The sequence below is a fragment of the Kitasatospora sp. NPDC058048 genome, from assembly GCF_042885555.1.
Taxonomy (GTDB): Bacteria; Actinomycetota; Actinomycetes; order Streptomycetales; family Streptomycetaceae; genus Kitasatospora; species Kitasatospora lactacystinica.
This window is the reverse complement of sequence record NZ_JBHVRT010000010.1, coordinates 126,588-145,007: the sequence shown is the minus strand read 5'-3', so window position 1 is coordinate 145,007 and position 18,420 is coordinate 126,588. Positions and strand designations below refer to the sequence as shown.

General features: G+C 73.1%; 14 protein-coding genes. 9 read left to right on the top strand and 5 right to left on the bottom strand.

What is annotated here, in order from left to right; all coding sequences use genetic code 11:
- The first annotated feature begins 598 nt into the window (after positions 1-598).
- On the top strand, positions 599-1,417 hold the full coding sequence (locus tag ACFVVA_RS13725) for an HAD-IB family hydrolase (protein WP_359902135.1): 819 nt from the start codon (positions 599-601) through the stop codon (positions 1,415-1,417).
- A 379-nt stretch (positions 1,418-1,796) separates the two neighbouring features.
- Here the strand turns inward: ACFVVA_RS13725 and ACFVVA_RS13720 are convergent, their stop codons facing one another.
- Positions 1,797-2,687, bottom strand: coding sequence for an oxidoreductase (locus tag ACFVVA_RS13720; protein ID WP_387688961.1), 891 nt, complete (start codon positions 2,685-2,687; stop codon positions 1,797-1,799).
- Positions 2,688-2,903: 216 nt separating this feature from the next.
- Between ACFVVA_RS13720 and ACFVVA_RS13715 the strand changes: the two genes are divergently transcribed.
- The 7 genes from ACFVVA_RS13715 to ACFVVA_RS13685 all read left to right on the top strand — a co-directional run bounded on the left by ACFVVA_RS13715 (position 2,904) and on the right by ACFVVA_RS13685 (position 13,534).
- The gene (locus ACFVVA_RS13715; protein ID WP_387688959.1) at positions 2,904-3,911 is read left to right on the top strand and encodes an ATP-binding protein; all 1,008 of its coding nucleotides are present in this window, start codon (positions 2,904-2,906) and stop codon (positions 3,909-3,911) included.
- Positions 3,912-4,390: 479 nt separating this feature from the next.
- Complete coding sequence (locus tag ACFVVA_RS13710) at positions 4,391-6,823, top strand: SulP family inorganic anion transporter (protein WP_387688957.1); 2,433 nt, start codon at positions 4,391-4,393, stop codon at positions 6,821-6,823.
- Between the two features lie 241 nt (positions 6,824-7,064).
- Positions 7,065-9,029 carry an acetate--CoA ligase gene (acs, locus tag ACFVVA_RS13705; RefSeq protein WP_387688955.1) on the top strand — a complete coding sequence of 655 codons (1,965 nt, stop codon included), beginning with the start codon at positions 7,065-7,067 and terminating at the stop codon, positions 9,027-9,029.
- A 471-nt stretch (positions 9,030-9,500) separates the two neighbouring features.
- On the top strand, positions 9,501-10,907 hold the full coding sequence (gene nhaA / locus ACFVVA_RS13700) for a Na+/H+ antiporter NhaA (protein ID WP_387688953.1): 1,407 nt from the start codon (positions 9,501-9,503) through the stop codon (positions 10,905-10,907).
- A gap of 421 nt (positions 10,908-11,328) precedes the next feature.
- The gene (locus ACFVVA_RS13695; RefSeq protein WP_387688951.1) at positions 11,329-11,805 is read left to right on the top strand and encodes a phage holin family protein; all 477 of its coding nucleotides are present in this window, start codon (positions 11,329-11,331) and stop codon (positions 11,803-11,805) included.
- A 154-nt stretch (positions 11,806-11,959) separates the two neighbouring features.
- Entirely contained in the window at positions 11,960-13,090 is a 1,131-nt protein-coding gene (locus ACFVVA_RS13690) for an alpha/beta fold hydrolase (protein ID WP_387688949.1), read from the top strand.
- Positions 13,091-13,324: 234 nt separating this feature from the next.
- Positions 13,325-13,534 carry a hypothetical protein gene (locus ACFVVA_RS13685; RefSeq protein ID WP_359901994.1) on the top strand — a complete coding sequence of 70 codons (210 nt, stop codon included), beginning with the start codon at positions 13,325-13,327 and terminating at the stop codon, positions 13,532-13,534.
- A gap of 120 nt (positions 13,535-13,654) precedes the next feature.
- Here ACFVVA_RS13685 and ACFVVA_RS13680 read toward each other — a convergent pair whose 3' ends face one another.
- From ACFVVA_RS13680 to nth, 4 genes are all read right to left on the bottom strand, one after another.
- Entirely contained in the window at positions 13,655-14,356 is a 702-nt protein-coding gene (locus ACFVVA_RS13680) for a metal-dependent hydrolase (protein ID WP_359901991.1), read from the bottom strand.
- Between the two features lie 259 nt (positions 14,357-14,615).
- The gene (locus ACFVVA_RS13675; protein WP_387688946.1) at positions 14,616-15,803 is read right to left on the bottom strand and encodes a MarP family serine protease; all 1,188 of its coding nucleotides are present in this window, start codon (positions 15,801-15,803) and stop codon (positions 14,616-14,618) included.
- Between the two features lie 46 nt (positions 15,804-15,849).
- Positions 15,850-16,623: an NUDIX hydrolase gene (locus tag ACFVVA_RS13670; protein ID WP_387688944.1), complete on the bottom strand. Its 774-nt coding sequence runs from the start codon at positions 16,621-16,623 to the stop codon at positions 15,850-15,852.
- Entirely contained in the window at positions 16,620-17,498 is an 879-nt protein-coding gene (gene nth / locus ACFVVA_RS13665; RefSeq protein WP_380357878.1) for an endonuclease III, read from the bottom strand. Before nth ends, ACFVVA_RS13670 begins: the two co-directional genes overlap by 4 nt.
- Positions 17,499-17,621: 123 nt before the next feature.
- On the opposite strand from nth, the gene ACFVVA_RS13660 reads away from it, so the two are divergent.
- Positions 17,622-18,236: a response regulator gene (locus ACFVVA_RS13660; protein ID WP_387688942.1), complete on the top strand. Its 615-nt coding sequence runs from the start codon at positions 17,622-17,624 to the stop codon at positions 18,234-18,236.
- Positions 18,237-18,420 lie beyond the last annotated feature (184 nt).

Here is an 18,420-nt window from a genome sequence, read left to right as displayed (position 1 = left end):
ACGTTCACCCGGGCGGGGGGTTAATCGGTGAAGAATTGACGAAAAGAGGTCACCGAGATGAACCGGCGACCCTCCGCATCCCGTTCGAAGGCACTCCCGACGAGTGCTCGACACCTTCCCGAGACCGCTTCCGAGCGGGCCCGCGGCACCGATCGGAACCAGCCGTTCGATCTCCGACGAACCTGAGCAAATGGCAACGCAGAGTGACGAAAGTCGATCGGCGGGCCGAGGTGACGACACCCCCTGGAACCCGTCGGCACGACGGCGGCGAACGCGCCGCGAGGGGCGTTCAAGCCCTGAAAATGGCCCCGGACGTGCGACGACCCCCGCCGGGGGGGAGAGCGGGGGTCGTCTATCCACAGCCCGGCTCGGGGGGGAGGAGCCGGACCGGGTTAGCACGGTCGCGAACGATCCGTGACTTCCATGGTGTACCCGAGCGGCCAGAAACACAAACCCGCACGCCCACGAGTACGCCGAATGGCGGGGTGTTTTGCGGCTCCCTCTATCCTCGGTTCCCGTGGACACCACCGAGAACGCCGACGAGTACGCCGACGAGTCCCAGGGCGACACCACCGGGCCCGGAGAACTCCGCCCGCCCGTGCGCCCCCGACCCGGCGGGCTGCGCACGGCGGCCTTCTTCGACCTCGACAAGACCATCATCGCCAAGTCCAGCGCACTGGCCTTCAGCCGCCCCTTCTACCAGGGCGGCCTGATCAACCGTCGGGCGGTCCTGCGCAGTGCGTACGCCCAGTTCGTCTTCCTGGTCGGCGGCGCGGACCACGACCAGATGGAGAAGATGCGCGAGTACCTCTCCGCGCTCACCCGGGGCTGGAACGTCCAGCAGGTCCGCGAGATCGTCGCCGAGACGCTGCACAACCTGATCGACCCGATCATCTACGACGAGGCGGCCTCGCTGATCGAGCAGCACCACGCGGCCGGCCGGGACGTCGTGATCGTCAGCAGCTCCGGCTCCGAGGTGGTCGAGCCGATCGGCCGCCTGCTCGGCGCGGACCACGTCATCGCCACCCGGCTCAAGGTCGAGGACGGCTGCTACACCGGCGAGATCGAGTACTACGCCTACGCCGAGAACAAGGCCGCCGCCATCCGGGAGTTGGCCGCCACCGAGGGCTACGACCTGGCCGCGTCCTACGCCTACAGCGACTCCTCCACCGACCTGCCCCTGCTGGAGGCGGTCGGCCACCCGTCGGCGGTCAACCCCGACCGGGCGCTGCGGAAGGAGGCGCAGGCGCGGGAGTGGCCGGTGCTGGTCTTCGACAAGCCGGTGGAACTGCGGCGCCGGCTGCCCGAGTTCTCCGCCCCGAGCGGCTCGGTGCTGACCGCCGTGGCGGTCGGGACGGCCGCGGTGACCGCCGGGGTGATCTGGTACCTGGCCCGCCGGCGGCGCCCCGCCGCCTGAGGCCGCACCGCCCGGCACCCCTTGGACAAAACGGTCAACCGGGACAGACTTCTCGTTTCGGGTTCCCCTTTCGCCCGAAACGCGATACAAATGAAGCACGGCCCGCGAGACCCGGTCAGGACCTAAGAGGTCAAACCGACAACGCAGTTCAGGCCCCACGGACCGCACGTACAGATATCCGGGCACCCACATGCAGCCGACCCGCTGTCGGGCCGCCGGACCAGACGAACGGGCAGGATCCCCGTCTGATCGGCACTTCCGGTGCATGCATGGTCACCCGGTATCTGCACCAGCGGCGGCACCCGGCAGGATCAGGTGCCGCCGCATCCGCGTCTTCGCGCGCCCCCTCGCGGAGCGCGCGCCGCTCCGGTCCGGCCGCTCAGACCATCCCGCGCTGCATCGCCTCGCAGACCGCCGTGCTCTCCCGGACGCCGAGCCGCAACGCCCGGCCGCAGTGCGCGATCCAAGCCGCCATCCCCTCGGGAGTGCCCGCCAGGTAGCCGGCCAGGGCCCGGCGGTAGGCGGCGGTGCCGAGTTCCGCCAGGCCGACCTCGGTCGGACAGATCGACTTCGGGTCGAGCCCCTCGGCGATCAGCACGATCCGCTGGGCAGCCCGCGCGATCACCCCGTTGTGGGTACCGAACGGCCGCAGCGCGAGCAGCTCACCGTGCACCACCGAGGCCACGACGAGGGCCGGCGTGCCCACCCCCTGGCCCTCCGCGCGCGCCACCAGCAGCCGGGAGAGCTGGTCGAGCCGGGCCGCGACCTCCTCCGCGCCCGGAGCGGGCGGCAGCACGGGCAGCGGCCCGTCCACGGCGTCGACCTCGACGCTCTCCACCGGCGCCAGCTCCAGCGGGAACAGCTCCTCGGCGCCCTCGCCGGCCCGTCGCGGGCGCCCGGCCGCCGGATCGCCGTCGCCCGCCGCGAGCAGGTGCAGCCGGGCCAGCACCTGGAGCGGCGAGTGCCGCCAGATGCTGAGCAGCTGGCCGGCCTCGGCGGCGATCCGCAGGGCCGCGCCGACCGTCCGGGCTTCGGGGTCCGCGCCGAAGTCGCTGCGGCGGCGGACCTCCTCCAGCGGCCAGTCGGCCCCGGCCAGGGCCGCCGACGCGCGGGCGCCGCGCAGCGCGGATTCGGAGGTGACCTCGGCCGCCCGGCGTCGCATCACCCGGTGGCCGTAGAGGCGGTCGACGGCCTTGCGCACCTCGGCCACCGCGTCGGGCACCCCGGGGAGCTGGGCCAGCGGGGCGAGGGGATCAGTTCCAGTGCTCACCTACCCGAGAGTAATGAACGGGCCGCCCCTCCCGGAACAGCAACCCCGCATCACCCATTAGAGGCAATCCTCACTTCCCGCCCGCGGCGGAACCCAAACCCCGGCTAGCATGGCCACTATCGGAGACGATAACGATTTCCAACTAGGGGTCGCGGCACGCGCACCCCGGGCAGGCGGCCCGCAGCGAGGGCCCTGAGCGAGAGCGGGAGTCCCCAGATGAAGATCGCCTTCGTCGGCAAGGGCGGCAGCGGGAAGACCACGCTGTCCGCGCTGTTCATCCGCCACCTGGCGGCCATGGGCCGGCCGGTCGTCGCCGTGGACGCCGACATCAACCAGCACCTGGGGCCCGCCCTGGGGCTGACCGACGATCAGGCCGCCGAACTACCCCCGCTGGGCGGACACCTGCCGGAGATCAAGGAATACCTGCGCGGCAGCAACCCGCTGATCCGCTCCTCCGACGAGATGATCAAAACCACGCCGCCCGGCCGCGGTTCGCGGCTGCTGCGGATCGTCGAGGAGAACCCGGTCTACGCCTCCTGCGCCCGCCCGATCGCGCTGGACGAGGGCTCGGTACGGCTGCTGGCGACCGGCGCGTTCACCGAGGAGGACCTCGGGGTGGCCTGCTACCACTCCAAGGTCGGCGCGGTGGAACTGCTGCTCAACCACCTGCTGGACGGCCCCGGCGAGTACCTGGTGACCGACATGACCGCGGGCTCGGACTCCTTCGCCTCCGGCCTGTTCACCCGCTTCGACCTGACCTTCCTGGTCGCCGAGCCGACCCGCAAGGGCGTCTCCGTCTACCGCCAGTACAGGGACTACGCCCGCGACTTCGGCGTGCAGCTGCGAGTGGTCGGCAACAAGGTGCAGGGCCCGGACGACCTGGCCTTCCTGCGCCGCGAGGTCGGCGCCGACCTGCTCACCACCTTCGGGCAGTCGGACTGGGTACGCCGCCTGGAGCAGGGCGCCGAACCGCCGCTGAAGTCCCTGGAGCCGGCCAACCGGGCCGTGCTGGAGGAGCTGCGGCTCGAGGCCGACGCGGCGTACGGGCGGCGGGACGCGCGCCGCTACACCGAGCAGGCGGTGCTCTTCCACCGCCGCAACGCGGAGAGTTGGGCCAACTCCAAGGTCGGCATCGACCTCGCGACACAGGTGGACGAGGAGTTCGTCCTCGGCGGCTTCGCGGACGACGGCGGGCGCACGGCCCCGGCGGGCGCCCACGTCTGACCCGCACCACCGCAGCCGAACGGGCCGCGGCCCTCCCCACCCCGGGAGGCCGCGGCCCGTTCGCCGTGCCTGCTCCCGCTCCGGGACCGCCCCGACCCCGGCGCCGCTCCCGACCCCGGGCGGGTGCCACGACCCCTGCCACCAGCAGATTCCCGACCGTTCGGCCACCACCCATTGGGGTGAATCAGGGGGTTTTCCGCTTCCCTCCCGGAACCACGCTGTGCAAAGCTTTCATTACCCTCGGTTTACCGAGTCTTGATGGTTCGCCCGGCGGCCCCCGGTGAGACGTCCCGCACCTCGCCCGGAGCCCTGGCGGGCCTGATGGTCAACGTCGGCCGGTGACACCCGCACTCCCCCGCCGCGCCCACGCCATCCCGCCACACCGTCGCGACCCACGACAGCCGATCCGCCCCGGAGCCCCACCCCGGACTCACCGCCGGACCTGACTGCGTTCGCTCCCCCGGACAGACGGGAAGACAATGACCCTCGACATCTCCAGCGCCCCCATCGCCTCCGACACCACCGACCACGCGCCACCGGGCCCGACCCCCCGGATCCGGTGGGCCCAGGACCTCTCCGCCTCCCTCGTGGTCTTCCTCATCGCCGTACCGTTCTCCCTCGGCATCGCGCTCGCCACCGGCGCCCCGCTCACCGCCGGCCTGGCCGCCGCGGCCGTGGGCGGGATCGTGGTCGGGCTGTTCGGCGGCACACCGCTCCAGGTCAGCGGCCCCTCGGCAGCGCTGACGGTGATCACCGCCGGGCTGATCGCCCGGTACGGCTGGCAGGCCACCTGCGCCATCACCGTCGCCGCCGGCCTGCTCCAACTCCTCCTCGGCGCACGCCGGGTGGCCCGGACAGCGCTCGCCGTCTCACCCGCGATCGTGCACGGCATGCTGGCCGGGGTCGGGATCACCATCGCGATCGCGCAGCTCCACGTCGTCCTCGGCGGCTCCCCGCAGAGCTCCGCGATCGCCAACATCCTGGCCCTTCCCGGCCAGTTGTCCGGCCCGCACCCGGCCGCGGTGCTGGCCGGCACGGTGACCGTCGCCGTCCTGGTCGGCTGGCCCCGGCTCGGCCGACTCCCCGGCCGTGCCGGCGAGTTCGGCGCCCGGCTGACCAAGGTGCCCGGCCCACTGGCCGGGGTCGCGCTGGCCACCGCCCTCGTCCTCGCCCTGGACCTGCGGCTCGCCCACATCGAGCTGCCCGCCTGGCGCCCGCAGTCGCTCCTGCCCGCGCTTCCGCACGGCCCGGTCCTCGGGCTGCTCGCCGCCGTCCTCACCGTCACCGCCGTGGCCAGCGTGGAGTCACTGCTGTCCGCCGTCGCGATCGACCGGATGTCCCGGCGGACCGGCGACCTCGACCGCGAACTGCGCGGCCAGGGCCTCGCCAACCTGGTGAGCGGCCTGGTCGGCGGGCTGCCGGTCGCCGGGGGCGCGGTGCGCAGCACTGCCAACGTGCGAGCCGGTGGCCGGACCAGGTGGGCCTCGGTGCTGCACGGCATCTGGGTGCTGGCCGCCGCGCTGGCGCTGACCGGCGGGCTGCGCCACATCCCGCTGGCCGCGCTCGCCGCGCTGGTGCTGGTGGTCGGGCTGCAGATGGTGAGCTTCGCGCACATCCGCAGGGTGCACCGGCACCGCGAGTTCCCCGTCTACCTGATCACCGTGCTCGGCGTGGTGGCCGCCGGCGTGCTGTGGGGCGTCGCGATCGGCGCCGGCACCGCCGTACTGCTCGCGCTCTACCGGCTGACCCGCGCCCACGTGGATGTGGAGACCGGCCCCGACGGGACGGTCACCGTCCGGACGCACGGCCCGCTCACCTTCACCGCCGTACCCCGGCTCAGCCGGGCGCTGGCCGGCATCCCCGCCGGGGCCGGGGTCACGGTGATCCACGACGGCTCCTTCCTGGACCACGCCGCGTACGAGACGCTGCACACCTGGCGGGCCGCGCACCAGGACGCGGGCGGCCGGGTCTCGATGGTGACGCGCCGCCAGGACGACGAAGTGCTGGACCCGGACGGCACCGTGCGCGCGGGCAGTTCACCGGGCCCGCACCGGTGCCGGGCCTGGACGCCCTGGGTCGGCCACCACTGCATCGATCAGCAGGAGGACCCGCACGGCCGACTGCTGGACGGCGTCCGGGTGTTCCAGCGGCACACCGCCCCGCTGATCAGGCCGGAACTCGCCCGGCTGGCCCGCGAGGGGCAGGCGCCCTCCCAGCTCTTCCTGACCTGCGCGGACTCCCGGATGGTCACCAGCATGATCACCAACAGCGGCCCGGGCGACCTGTTCACCGTGCGCAACGTGGGCAACCTGGTGCCGGCCCCGCACGAACCCGGAGCGGCCGACGACTCGGTGGCCGCCGCGGTGCAGTACGCGGTCGAGGTGCTGGAGGTCCGCTCGATCACGGTCTGCGGCCACTCCGGCTGCGGCGCGATGAAGGCCCTGCTGGACGGCGTGCACGAGCGCCCCGGGCCGCCCACCCCCCTGGCCCGCTGGTTGCGCAACGGCCGCGGCTCGCTGGACCGGCTCCGACGCGTCCCGGCGGAGTTCGCCGCCCGGCCGGCGGTGGACGTCGTGGAGCAGCTCTGCATCACCAACGTGGTCCAGCAGCTGGACCAGTTGATGGCGAACCCGGCGGTGGAGCGCCGGGTCGAGGAGGGCACCCTGCGGCTGGTCGGGATGTACTTCGACTTCGCGACGGCCCAGGCCTATGTCCTGGACCGGGCCGCCGGGACGTTCAGCCCGATCGAGGCCCGCACCGGCAATCGCACGAACGGAATCGAACACCACGCCGAGAACCCCACCGGAACCGGCCCCGGGGACCGGCCGGACACAGCATCGGCCGAACGGGTGAATACGGATGATCGGCTTCCGGCCGGGGACGGCGGGGAGGGCCCCCGACTGGCCGCCTGAGAGCCGGGTCCGTGTCCCGCCGGGCGGGCCGGGGCACGGGCCCACCCACCCCCGAACGGCCGTCCGGTCCGCCACGGTGGATCGGACCGGAACCCGACCGGTCATCGGTCAAAGGTCTACACCAATTCCCAGGAGCCTCTTGTCAACTGCCCCGTTCGCCTGGTGAGCTGTGCGCTGGGACACACGGGACAATCCCCACGCACGGGAACGCCCCCGATCATGACTCGATGAGGAGTGCGCGTTGAGCAACGAGAGCCTGGCCAACCTGCTCAAGGAGGAGCGGCGCTTCGCCCCGCCGGCAGAGCTCGCCGCAGCCGCCAACGTCACCGCGGCCGCGTACGCGCAGGCCTCCGAGGACCGTCTGGGCTTCTGGGCCGAGCAGGCCCGTCGCCTCACCTGGGCCGTCGAGCCGACCGAGACCCTCGACTGGTCCAACCCTCCCTTCGCCAAGTGGTTCGCCGACGGCAAGCTCAATGTCGCGTACAACTGCGTCGACCGCCACGTGGAGAACGGCCTGGGCGACCGGGTCGCGATCCACTTCGAGGGCGAGCCCGGCGACGGCCGTTCGATCACCTACGCCCAGCTCAAGGACGAGGTCTCGCAGGCGGCCAACGCACTGCTGGAGCTCGGTGTCCGCAAGGGCGACCGGGTCGCCGTCTACCTGCCGATGATCGCCGAGGCGGTCGTCGCGATGCTCGCCTGCGCCCGGATCGGCGCCACCCACTCGGTGGTCTTCGGCGGCTTCTCCTCCGACGCCGTCGCCTCCCGCATCCAGGACGCCCAGGCCAAGCTCGTCATCACCGCCGACGGCGGCTACCGCCGGGGCAAGCCCTCCGCCCTGAAGCCGGCCATCGACGAGGCGCTCACCAAGGTCGACGGCGTCGAGCACGTCCTGGTGGTCCGCCGCACCGAGCAGGACGTCCCGTGGACCGAGGGCCGCGACGTCTGGTGGCACGAGATCACCGCGCGCCAGTCCACCGAGCACACCCCCGAGGCACACGACGCCGAGCACCCGCTGTTCATCCTCTACACCTCGGGCACCACCGGTAAGCCCAAGGGCATCCTGCACACCTCGGGCGGCTACCTCACCCAGGCCAGCTACACCCACCACGCGGTCTTCGACCTCAAGCCGGAGACCGACGTCTACTGGTGCACCGCCGACATCGGCTGGGTCACCGGCCACTCGTACATCGTCTACGGCCCGCTCTCCAACGGCGCCACCCAGGTCATCTACGAGGGCACCCCGGACACCCCGCACCAGGGCCGGTTCTGGGAGATCGTCCAGAAGTACGGCGTGACCATCCTCTACACCGCGCCGACCGCGATCCGCACCTTCATGAAGTGGGGCGACGACATCCCCGCGAAGTTCGACCTGTCCTCGCTGCGGGTGCTGGGCAGCGTCGGCGAGCCGATCAACCCCGAGGCCTGGGTCTGGTACCGCGAGCACATCGGCGGCGGCACCTGTCCGATCGTGGACACCTGGTGGCAGACCGAGACCGGCGCCATCATGATCAGCCCGCTGCCGGGCGTCACCGAGACCAAGCCGGGCTCGGCCCAGCGCGGCCTGCCGGGCATCGCGGCCACCGTGGTGGACGACAACGCCGTCGAGGTGCCGAACGGCTCCGGCGGCTACCTGGTGCTCACCGAGCCGTGGCCGTCCATGCTCCGCACCATCTGGGGCGACGACCAGCGCTACATCGACACCTACTGGTCGCGCTTCGAGGGCCGCTACTTCGCCGGCGACGGCGCCAAGAAGGACGAGGACGGGGACATCTGGCTGCTCGGCCGGGTGGACGACGTCATGCTCGTCTCGGGCCACAACATCTCCACCACCGAGGTCGAGTCGGCCCTGGTCGGCCACCCTTCGGTGGCCGAGTCCGCCGTGGTCGGCGCGACCGACGCCACCACCGGCCAGGCCATCGTCGCCTTCGTGATCCTGCGCGGCGGCGTCACCGAGAGCCCCGAGCTGGTCGATGAGCTGCGGGCGCACGTCGGCCGCACGCTCGGCCCGATCGCCAAGCCGAAGCAGATCAAGGTGGTCGGCGAGCTGCCGAAGACCCGCTCCGGCAAGATCATGCGCCGCCTGCTGCGTGACATCGCCGAGGGCCGCGAGGTCGGCGACACCACCACCCTGGCCGACAGCACGGTGATGAGCCAGATCCAGGCCCAGCTGCCGCCCTCCGACAACAGCAACGGCAACGGCTGAGCCCACGACAACGGCTGAGCCCGCGGCCCCGGCAACCGCCGAGCGCCACTGAGACGACGACTGTGCCCCGGGCGGTGATCACCGCCCGGGGCACAGTCGTCCCGTCGGTCACCCGTTCGGACAGCGAGGCCCACCCGGGCATCCCGCCTTCTCCCAGCGACCCGGCCGCCGTCCGGTGCCGAGCCGCCGTTCGAGCACGGGGCCGCCCGTCGGGTACGCGGCCGCCGTTCCGAGGACAGGCCGCCATTCCACGGACGGGCCGCTGCTCCCCCGGAGTGCGAAACCAGCCCGCAGGGATTAAGTCCTTTGTTAGGACAATCCGGATGTCACCCAAACGTCCCGCTAGACTATTAAGGACGCATCAAGATCCCTTGACGGGAGTCGCGGGCGTCACAGGGCGCGCCGGGAAGTCTGGTCGGCAACTGCACCACACGTGCATCCATTGCCGCTCCCAGCCCCAGGAGGTCCCGCGTGACCGACCAGCCGCCCGTCCATGAGCCGACGACCCGCCGCCGGCAGTTCCTCGGCCGGCTGTCACTGCCCGAGCGCACCTTCATCACCGACGCCCTGCGCACCGAGACGGTCGGCGGCATGCTGCTGCTGGGCGCCGCCGTCGTCGCACTGATCTGGGCCAACGCCTGGCCGCAGGCCTACCAGAGCGTGCTCGACTACACCGTCGGCCCCTCCGCCCCGCTCCACCTGAACCTCTCCCTGGCCACCTGGGCCAAGGACGGCCTGCTGGCGATCTTCTTCTTCGTCGCCGGGATCGAGCTCAAACGCGAGTTCGTCGCGGGTGAGCTGCGCACGCCCAGTGCCGCGCTGCTGCCCGTGGTCGCCGCCGTCTGCGGGGTGGCGCTGCCCGCGATCCTCTTCGCCCTGGTGAACTCCGGCAGCGGCGGGCATCCCAGTGGCTGGGCGATCCCGACCGCCACGGACATCGCCTTCGCACTCGGCGTGCTGGCCGTGGTCGGCAGCCACCTGCCGTCCCCGCTGCGCGCCTTCCTGCTCACCCTGGCGGTGGTCGACGACCTGATCGCGATCCTGATCATCGCGATCTTCTACAGCCACGGCATCAAGTTCTGGGCGCTCGGCCTCGCCTTCGTCGGGCTGGCGCTGTTCTGGTTCCTGCACCGGCGCGGCGTCCACGGCTGGTACCTCTTCGTGCCGCTGGCCTTCGTGACCTGGGCGCTGATGCACGAGAGCGGCATCCACGCCACGGTGGCGGGCGTCGCGATGGGCCTGATGCTGCGCTGCCACCGGGAGGGCGACGAGCAGCACTCCCCCGGCGAGCACATCGAGCACCTGGTCCGCCCGCTCTCGGCCGGCCTCGCCGTCCCGCTGTTCGCGCTGTTCTCGGCCGGAGTGGCCGTCTCCGGCCCGAAACTGCGCGAGGTGTTCACCCAGGCCGCCCCGTTGGGCATCGTGATCGGCCTGCTGGTCGGCAAGTCCGTGGGCGTGTTCGGCGGGGCCTGGCTGACCGCCCGGTTCACCAGGGCCGAGCTGAACCCGCGGCTCAAGTGGGCCGACATGGTCGCGGTCTCGGTGCTCGCGGGCATAGGTTTCACCGTCTCGCTGCTGATCAGCGAGCTGGCCTTCCCGGACGACCCGGCGCTCGCCGCCCGGGCCAAGACTGCGGTGCTGGTGGGCTCGGTGCTCGCCGCGGTCGTCGCCACGGTCCTGCTGAAGCTGCGCAACCGGCACTACCGCGAGCTGTGCGAGGAGGAGGACCGGGACGTGGACGGGGACGGCATCCCCGACATCTACCAGGAGGACGACCCGGCCTGGCAGGCCAGGGTCGGCGAGTCGCCCCGCCCGGCGACCGGTGAGGAAGGCAACCCCGGCCCCCGCCACCAGGGTCGGCCCGGCCGCACCGACTGAGACTCCCCGGCTGAAGCCCTGCCCGACGCCCCTGACCGAATCCCTCCCCCGACGCCCCTCCCCGAAGCCCCGGCTGGGGCGCCCCAGCCGGAAGCCCCCGCCCGGGGCCTCCCTGCCGGGGCCGCGGAAGGCCTTCGGCCGGCACCCGGAGGACCGGGGCGGGGAACGGTCCGGCGGGCCCGACCGAGGCACCCGGCGACCGGGGACGACGACCTCCGGCAGGCCCCGGCGCAGGCGCCCGGAGCACCCCCGCCGCCGGGACACATCCCTCCGGCGGGGCCCCGGAGTGGTGTCCGACTGACCGGTAGGGGCATGATTCTGAACTGTCGACAACCCACAGACGCCTCCGGACCCCCCAGCGGCCCCGGAACCGCACACCCGCGGCGGCGTCACGCCGCACAGCCGCAGAGGAGAACCGCTGATGCCCGCAGGAGCCGCAGACCCGTCCAGCAACGGCCGGGTGCCCTACGAGGGCGAGCGTTCGGTGGGGCAGCTGTTCGCGGCGGCCACCGCCGACCTGTCCGCGCTGGTCCACGACGAGATCGCGCTCGCCAAGGCCGAGATCCGGGCGGACGTCAAGCGCGGCGTCTCCGGCGGCGTCTCGCTGATCGTCGCCGGTGTGGTGGCGCTGTTCTCCATCCCGATGCTGAGCGCCGCGGCGGCCTTCGGCATCCACGCGCTGGGCCTGTCGCTGGGCTGGTCCTTCCTGGTCGTGGCGGGCGCCTACCTGCTGCTCGCGGTGCTGCTCGGGATGCTGGCCTGGCGCTCGTTCAAGAAGATCGAGAAGCCGGTGCGCAGCATCGAGGGCGCCCAGAAGACCGCCGACGTGCTGAAGAACGCCCGGCCGCGGCCGGCCACCCAGGAGGAGATCGACCGGGCCTTCGGCCGCATCCCGTAACCGACCCGGTGTCGGCGGGGCGCCGGTGACCGGCCCGGGCGGGCGGGGACGGCGCCGCGCCGTGAGCGGGGAGAGGCCGCCCGGGCGCGCTCCGAACCCGCCGACCACGAGTGCCGGGCACGTGTCCGGCGCCGGGATGTGACACGCTCTCGGTATGCCGCTTGACCAGAAGCCCGTGCCCGCGCAGCCGTCCGCCGAATCCGGCCCCGACTCCGGCGCCGGACTCACCCCCGAAGGCCCGGCCGGTCCCGAGGACCCCGGCGCCGCCCCCGGGGGCACCGGCCCGGCACCCGCGCGCAAGCCTGGGCGGGAGAGCGGGCGGGAGACCGGTCGGGAAGCCTTCGCGGCGGCCTCCTCCGGGGCCCCGGCCGCGGGCGACGCGGAGGCCTGGAGCATCCGGCAGACCGGCCCGTGGACGCACCGCGACCTCGCGGCCAACGGCGCCCGCTTCCACATCGCCGAGCTGGGCTCCGGCCCGCTGGTGCTGCTGGTGCACGGCTGGCCCGAGTACTGGTGGGCCTGGCGCCACCAGCTGACCGCGCTCGCCGAGGCCGGCTACCGGGCGGTGGCGCTCGACCTGCGCGGCATCGGCGGCAGCGACCGCACCCCGCGCGGGTACGACCCGGGCAACCTCGCCCTGGACATCACCGGGGTGATCCGCTCGCTCGGCGAGCGCCGGGCGCACCTGGTCGGGCACGCCTCCGGCGGCACCCTGGCCTGGGTGGCGGCCGTGATGCGGCCGTCCGTCATCCAGAGCCTCACCGTGGTCTCCGCCGCGCACCCGCGGGACCTGCGCCGGGCGCTGCTGACCGACCGCCGGCAGTTCGCCGCCTTCGAGCACGTGCTGGGCTTCCAGCGGCCGTGGATACCGGAGCGCCGCCTGGTCGCCGACGACGCCGAGCAGGTCGGCCGCTACCTGACCTCGTGGACCGGTCCGAACGGCCTGGACGAGGCCGCGCTGCACGCGTACCGGCAGGCGATCCAGATCCCCAGCACGGCGCACTGCTCGATCGAGCCGTACCGCTGGCTGCTGCGCTCCTTGGCCCGGCCGGACGGCATCCAGTTCGCCCGGCGGATGAAGAAGCCGATCACCGCGCCGACCCTGCACGTCCAGGGCGCCGCGGACCCGGTGCTGCTGTCGCACACCGCGCTCGGCGGCGGCGAGTACGTGGCGGCGCCGTACCGCTGGCGGCTGCTGCCGGACGTCGGGCACTTCCCGCACGAGGAGGCGCCGGAGGAGTTCACCGCCGAGCTGCTGGACTGGGTCGGCCGCCACAAGGAGTGACCCCGGACGCGACCGGACGCCACCGGGCGCGACCGGACACCACCGCACGGGCGCGCGGAACCGGGGATCCCGTACGCCGCCGGACGCGGCCGTACGTGCGGTCGGACGCTCGGCCGACCGGGAGGGCTCTCGGGCCCAACTCCCTTATGTTGACGCTCATATGACAACCGCATAGGCCAATTTCGGCGCGGCCCGGGCGGTTACCTCCACCGGCCCAGGGGCATCCATTCCGGTATGAGTTGGATGCCCGAAAGCGGCGGCGCCCCGCGCGGCCGACGTCACAACAGCCCCCAGCGCTCCGCCCACCGGCCCGACCGGGCGGACGACCTCGGCTTCGACGGCCCCGACGGCCGCCGGCGCACGGAACGGCGGCAGCTCGGCATCCCCCGCATCCTCGGCCGGCGCGCCCGCTGGGTGGGCGCACGGCTGCGGCGCGAGACCTGAGGCCCCGCGCCGCATCGCATCGGCCGGCACAGCGAGCACCGGTACACCGAGCACCAGTGCGCCGAACACCGGCACACCGAGCACCAGTGCGCCCGGTGCCGGCCGACCGGCACGGCCCGTTCAGTTCACGATCGTCGGCGACAGCGCGGTGAACCAGAGCAGGACGAAGGTCGCCACCGACATGATCGGCACCAGCACCTTGGTCTCGACGCTGTTGCCGCTGCGCTTGATCAGCACGACCTCGTAGCGCTCCTTGTGCGGCCAGAGCAGCGGTGCGCCCTTCTTGGTCAGGCAGTCGCCGAGCAGGTGCGCCAGCGTGCCCAGCGCCACCGCGTACGGCAGCCAGCCGGGCGAGTTGGGCATCCAGGTGTTCATCCCGAAGGTGCCGAGCGCGGCCAGGCCGATGACGGTGATCCAGGCCTCCGGTCCGTCGCCCGGCGGGCAGAGCCGCAGGGCCCGGATCGCGAGCGCCAGCAGGAAGAAGGTCAGTCCGAGGGTGAAGTTGCGCCCCAGGTAGGTGACGCCGGCCCAGGTGCCGGCGCCCATCAGCGCGACGAACAGCAGCGAGTGGGTGGCGTGCCGGTGGCCGCCGGAGATCCAGGCCACGAAGCGGCAGAGCACCTTGGAGACGGGGCCGAGGAAGTTGGCGATCGAGCCGTCGTGGTGGTCGAGGTCCGGCAGCAGGGCCGCGCCCGCGCACAGCACCGTGCCCATCAGTATGTCCGCCGGCTGCAGGGTGGTGTGCAGGAGCAGCGGGGGCAGGAAGGGAGCCGAGGCCGCGTACAGCATCGCCCCGCTCACCGCGTGCGAGTGACCCATCATCGGACTGCCACGACCTCTCGTCGGGCCCACGCCGGGACGGCGCCCGGTTGAGCCGAACGGGTGAGCGCGGCCGAGGCTACCAGGGCTGCCTGACGGGGCGACGGATATCGGACGACCCGGCCCGGCGCGCCCTCCAGGCCACAGCCCGACCCCAGCCCCAACCCGACCTCACCCCAGCCCCAGCCCCAACCCGACCTCACCCCAGCCCCAACCCCACTCCGGCCCCGCCCCTCGCCGGCCCCGCCCCCGCCGGCACCCGTCAGAGCGCGCACCCCTGGGTGTCCGCCCGGACGGTCGCGGCGCCGCCCTGCTCGACGTCCTCGCGCACCTCGGCCGCGGTCAGCACGTAGCCGGTGTCCGCGCTGTCGAGCGACTTGGCGAAGACCACGCCGTACACCTCGCCGTCCGGGGTGAGCAGCGGGCCGCCGCTGTTGCCCTGGCGGACCACCGAGCGCACCGAGTAGACGTCGCGGACCACCTGGCCGCGGTGGTAGATGTCCGGGCCGTTGGCCTGGATCCGGCCGCGGATGCGGGCCGGCTGGACGTTGAAGGCCCCGTTCTCCGGGAAGCCCGCCACGATCGCGCTGTCGTTGGTCTTCGCCTCGCCGGCGAAGGTCAGTGCGGGCGCGTTCAGCTTGGGCACGTCCAGGACGGCGATGTCGCGCTGCCAGTCGTAGCGGACCACCGTCGCGTCGTACAGCTGGCCGACCCCGCCGATCTGCACGGTCGGCTCGTTGACCCCGCCGACCACGTGGGCGTTGGTCATCACCCGGTGCGGGGCGAAGACGAAGCCGCTGCCCTCCAGGGTCTTGCCGCAGGAGGTCGCCGTGCCGACCACCTTGACCAGGCTCTGCCGGGCCCGCGTCACCGCCGGGCTGTTGGCCAGCGCGGGGTCGGGGGTGTCGACCTGGGTGATCGGCTCGTGCTCGAAGGGGTTGAAGACCTGCGGGAAGCCGTTGCGGGCGAGCACCTTGGAGAAGTCCGAGAACCAGTTCGGCGCGTCGCCGGGCAGCGCGTTCTGCACCCCGCCGAGCACCGCCGAGGAGCGCACCTGCTTGGAGACCGTCGGCAGCGACGCCCCGGCCAGCGCCGAACCGATCAGCCAGGCCACCAGCAGCATCGAGACGACGTTCACCACCGCGCCGCCGCTCGCGTCCAGCACCCGGGCCGGGCGGCGCCCGATGTGTCCGCGCAGCTTCCAGCCGAAGTGCGCGGTGATCGCCTGGCCGATCGCGGCGAGGACGATCACCACCACGACGGCCACCACCGAGGCCGTGGTGCCCGGGCCGATGTGGTCGAGCACCAGCAGCGGCAGCAGCTCGACGGCGAGCAGGCCGCCGCCGAGGAAGCCGACCAACGAGAGCACGCCGACCACGAAGCCCTGCCGATAGCCCGACACGGCGAATGCCACGGCCGCGGCGATCAGCAGCACATCCAGGACGTTCACTCGGACACCCTCCCACGGTCCGCGCGCCGCACGCGCCGACGTCCGGTCACGAAGCGTCGGCGTCGCCGCCCGGCAGCACCCGGGAGTGTTCGAGGTCTCCCTGGACCAGGGCCAGCGCGTCGTCCGAGAGGTCGACGATCCGGGACGGATCCCAGGGCAGTTCCAGGCCGCCGTGGTGCAGCACCCGGTCGATCACCCCGGCGGTGAAGCCCCAGACCAGCCGCCCGGCGACCGCGAAGGCCGGCCCGATGTGCCCCGACGGGTGGCGCAGCCGTACCCGGTTCGCCGGGTCGGCCAGCTCCGTGATCGTGACCCGGAACACCGCGCCGGTCTCGGCCGCGTCCACCGGGCGCACCGGCGTCTCCTCGCGCCACCAGCCGAGCACCGGGGTCACCACGAAGCTGCTCACCGGGATGTACAGCCGGGGCAGCTCTGCGAACACCTGCACCCCGGCCGGGTCCAGGCCGGTCTCCTCCCAGGCTTCGCGCAGCGCCGCCGCGATCGGGCCCGGGCCGTTCGGGTCGCCGTCCTCCGGGTCCAGCACGCCGCCGGGGAAGGACGGCTGGCCGGCGTGCGAGCGCAACGAGCGGGCCCGCTCGATCAGCAGCAGGTCCGGACCTTCCGGTCCCTCGCCGAACAGCATCAGCACGGCCGCCGGCCGGCCGCCCTCGGCCGGTGGCAGGAAGCGGCTCAGCTGCTCCGGCAGCACCCGCTCGGCTGCCTCCCGGACCGGTTCCAGCCAGCCCGGCAGCCCGTCCGGCTCGATGCCCCGGGCGACTCCCCCGGCCTCCGGCCCGGGGTGGCCCCACCGCCCGCTCATGCGTCCACCGCCAGGTCCGCGACGTGCCCGTGGTGGCCGGCGGCGTCCGCGCGGGCGGCCGCCTCGCCGGGGAAGTCGGCCGGCGGCCGCAGCCGCTGCCCGGGCCGGCCGCCCATCTCGTACTTCAACAGCTTGCGTGCCTTCTCCGGGTCGGTCTCCCCCTCGCCGTACGAGGGGCAGAGCGGCGCGATCGGGCAGGCGCCGCAGGCGGGCTTCTGGGAGTGGCAGATCCGGCGGCCGTGGAAGACCACCCGGTGCGAGAGCATCGTCCACTCCGACTTCGGGAAGATCTCGGCGACGGCCGCCTCGACCTTCACCGGGTCCTCCTCGGTGGTCCAGCCGAACCGCCGGACCAGCCGCCCGAAGTGGGTGTCCACCGTGATGCCGGGGACCCCGAAGGCGTTGCCGAGGACGACGTTGGCGGTCTTGCGGCCGACGCCGGGCAGGGTCACCAGGTCGGCCAGCCGGCCGGGGACCTCGCCGCCGAACTCGTCGCGCAGCGCTATCGAGAGACCCAGGAGCGACTTCGCCTTGTTCCGGAAGAAGCCGGTCGGGCGGATGATCTCCTCCAGCTCCTCCGGGTTCGCCGCCGCCATGTCCTCCGGCGTCGGGTACTTCGCGAACAGCGCCGGGGTGGTCTGGTTCACCCGCAGGTCGGTGGTCTGCGCCGACAGCACGGTGGCCACCAGCAGTTGGAACGGGTTCTCGAAGTCCAGCTCCGGATGCGCGTACGGGTACAGCTCCGCCAGCTCGCGGTTGATCCGCCGGGCCCGCCGCACCATCGCCAGGCGCGATTCCGGCTTCCTCGGCTTCACCGCCGCCTTCTTCGCCACCGGCTCCTGCGCCGCGGCCTTCCGGACCTTGCTCTCTGCCATGCACGAAGGCTACGCCGACCGGCGGACCGCTCGCGGCCGATCAAGCACGGAAACCGGCCCTGGCAAGGCCTGTTGTCTAATGAAGTCCGCCCGTGGCCGTCACCTGACAGGGGGAGAGTACGGATGATCAAAGTCCTGCTGGCAGAGGACATGAGCATGGTGCGCGGCGCGCTGGTGGCCCTCCTCGCGTACGAGGAGGACCTGGAGGTCGTCGCCGACGTGGAGCGCGGGGACCTGGTGGTGCCGACCGCCCTGGAGGTGCGCCCGGACGTCGCGGTGCTCGACATCGACCTGCCCGGACTGGACGGGCTGCGGGCGGCGGCCGAACTGCACGAGAAGCTCCCCGGGTGCCGGACGCTGGTCCTCACCGGACTGGTGCGACCCGCCCACCTGCGCGCCGCGTTCTCCGCCCGCGCGCTCGGCTTCCTCGGGAAGGACGCCCCGGCTCAGGAACTGGCGGCGGCGATCCGCAAGGTGGCCGCCGGCGAGCGCGTCGTCGACCCGGAGCTGGCGCTGGCCGCCCTGGACACCCGGGAGAACCCGCTGACGCCCCGGGAGTCGGAGGTCCTGCGGCTCGCGGCGCAGGGGGACTCCGCCACCGAGATCGCCGGCCGGCTGTTCATCTCCACGGGCACCGCGCGCAACCACCTGGCCGCCGCGGTGGCCAAGACCGGAGGCCGCGGCCGGGTCGACGCGATCCGGATCGCCGAGGAGATGGGCTGGCTGCCGACGGCGTAGCCCCCGGCACTCCCCGCGCCCCGCGCGCCCCGCGCCCCGCGCGCTTTCGGCGACCGGCGCCGCCCCAACACCCCTGCAGGACGGCCCCGCCGGTTCGACGGACCGTGCGTTTCGCATGGATCCGCCCATGGACGGCCCATGGACCGTCTCAACCAGGCCTCCCTTCGCCGACGAACCGAAATCC